3 protein-coding genes and 1 tRNA gene are annotated in these 1,934 nt (G+C 60.2%); all 4 read right to left on the reverse strand.

All coding sequences use genetic code 11. The features are described 5' to 3' along the window. The coding region (locus EN879_RS39560; RefSeq protein WP_206521060.1) for a hypothetical protein at nucleotides 1-181 on the reverse strand (181 nt) is incomplete at its 3' end. 127 nt (nucleotides 182-308) lie between these two features. Continuing rightward, a complete protein-coding gene (locus EN879_RS33820) occupies nucleotides 309-977 on the reverse strand; it encodes a protein-L-isoaspartate O-methyltransferase (protein ID WP_024503837.1) in 669 nt (222 codons plus the stop codon). 90 nt (nucleotides 978-1,067) lie between these two features. Beyond that, nucleotides 1,068-1,141: transfer RNA gene (locus EN879_RS33825), tRNA-Cys, on the reverse strand. A 288-nt stretch (nucleotides 1,142-1,429) separates the two neighbouring features. Beyond that, on the reverse strand, nucleotides 1,430-1,687 hold the full coding sequence (locus tag EN879_RS33830; protein WP_024503836.1) for a hypothetical protein: 258 nt from the start codon (nucleotides 1,685-1,687) through the stop codon (nucleotides 1,430-1,432). Between the last annotated feature and the right edge of the window lie 247 nt (nucleotides 1,688-1,934).

A 1,934-nucleotide genomic window follows, 5' to 3' on the forward strand; every position in this document is an offset into this window, starting at 1 on the left:
GTGAAGAATTGTACTGGTAGGCCTTTGCAAGCGCGCCGGAGATGGTTTCGGCTGAAGCGGCCAGTGGGGACAGCATGGTCGCCGAAACGAGGACGGCGGTGAAAAGTGACTTGCGTAAAGACGGCACGGTTAAACCCTCATTCGTTTTCCATGGGAACCGCGCCGCGCCTGCTTCTCTCATAGATCAGCCGGCGCCGCGTGTTCGTGTTCCCTGCTGCTCACCCCCAAAGTGCCCCCAGTTTGGCATCAGCAGCGATCGTTCAAATGCAAGCGACCATGACAAAGCCTCTGCTGCAAGGCCAAATCATTCAGAATTCGAAAGCACGAATGCGTTCAAACCCCGGTAGTGGCTTAATTGCCGCATTAAATGCACGTCTTCCGGTTACAACCCCCCCGGCCTTGAAAAAGAGACGGGCCACGCCGGAATTGCCCTGCCCTTCGACGGCGACGAGTCGGCCGCCTTCGGCAAGCTGGTCGAGCAACGGGGCCGGCACTTCCGCGACACTGCCACCGATAAAGATAACATCATAAGGCGCCTTGGCGGCATGCCCCTGCGGCAACGCGCCCTGGACGACGGTCACATTGCCGCAGCCAAGCGACGAAAGCGTCGATCTGGCGGTTTCCGCCAGCGCCGAATCGTTTTCGAGCGCCACTACGGACCCGGCCAGCCGCGACAGGATGGCCGAGGCGTAGCCCGTTCCGCAACCGACATCGAGCACCGAATCGGTCGGGTTGATCTCGGCCAGCTGGATAAGCTTGGCCAACGGCGACGCTTCCATCAGGTAGCGCGAACCGTCCGCGCCGGCTGCAATGCGGATGTCCTCGTCGATATAGGCGAGATCGCGCTGGGCGGCGCCGACAAACATCTCTCTTGGGACGACAAGCATTGCATCGAGTAGCGGCGCGCTGGTCACATCTGTGGTGCGGACCTGGCCGTCGACCATCTTGACGCGTAGTTCGGAGAAATCAGCGCTCATGTCCCAACCAGTCCGCTTGCCGCGCCAGAACCGCGGTCCATTGTGTCAGGAACTTCAGGCCCCTGCGCTGCCGCGCGGGGGCCCGGGCATTGGAGGCCTCGCCCGGAATCGAACCGGGGTGCAAGGATTTGCAGTCCTCTGCGTAACCACTCCGCCACGAGGCCTCATTGCTCCCGGCGTTCCACCCGGTTCCAATAGGTTGCGGCGAAAATGCCGTCAAGCGGCCACCTTGCATTCCGAACGGTTTCCTCGCGTCAGTCCGGACGGCGTCCGGCAAATCATCGGACCGCTTTATTAGCGGACAGTTAAGCATAGCCTGATGGGAGAAGAAACGCATCCTGTCGCCGCATGACAGGGCAAGGCTTGCCTCGGCCGCGGCTGTTCTCAAGCAGATCCGTGAGGCACTGGAAGAGCAGGCCGCCCACTGAAACACCACCTTGCGCTATCGGCGGTCAATCGGGCCGGCGACGCCGTTCCCACCAGACGACAAAGCGACGCCGGTGACGGCGGACCATGGCGAATTCATAGGACAGCACCAGCAATCCGAGCGGAACCATCCAGAAGCCGAGGATCGGCAGGAAACCGAGGATGCCACCGATGGTCAGCAGGATGCCGATCGTGATTCTGAGCCCGCGCGAGCGCGGCATTTTGAACTCGCGCCCGAAAACAGAGATTTTGCGCGCCGGCATCTGGTTGTCTTGTGCTGTCATCGTCTCGAAAGATTGACCCGTTTCGATCGTTCGCAAGCATGCTCAAACCAAAGCCGCCGCCGCGCTTTCGGTTCCATATCCCTGCCAAGACGGCTAATATGAGGGCATCCTTCGACGATTGCGAGAAAGGCCTATGCGAAAAAGCCTCGGAAAAATGTGAAAAGCTTCTTTGCAAAGCCGAAAAGGGCAGCTATAGGCTGCGCCACTCACATAAGAGCCTCCGTTCCCCGGTAGCTCAGTGGTAGAG

Origin of the sequence: Mesorhizobium sp. M7A.F.Ca.AU.002.02.1.1 (assembly GCF_003998535.1) — a bacterium.
Classification (GTDB): domain Bacteria; phylum Pseudomonadota; class Alphaproteobacteria; order Rhizobiales; family Rhizobiaceae; genus Mesorhizobium; species Mesorhizobium ciceri.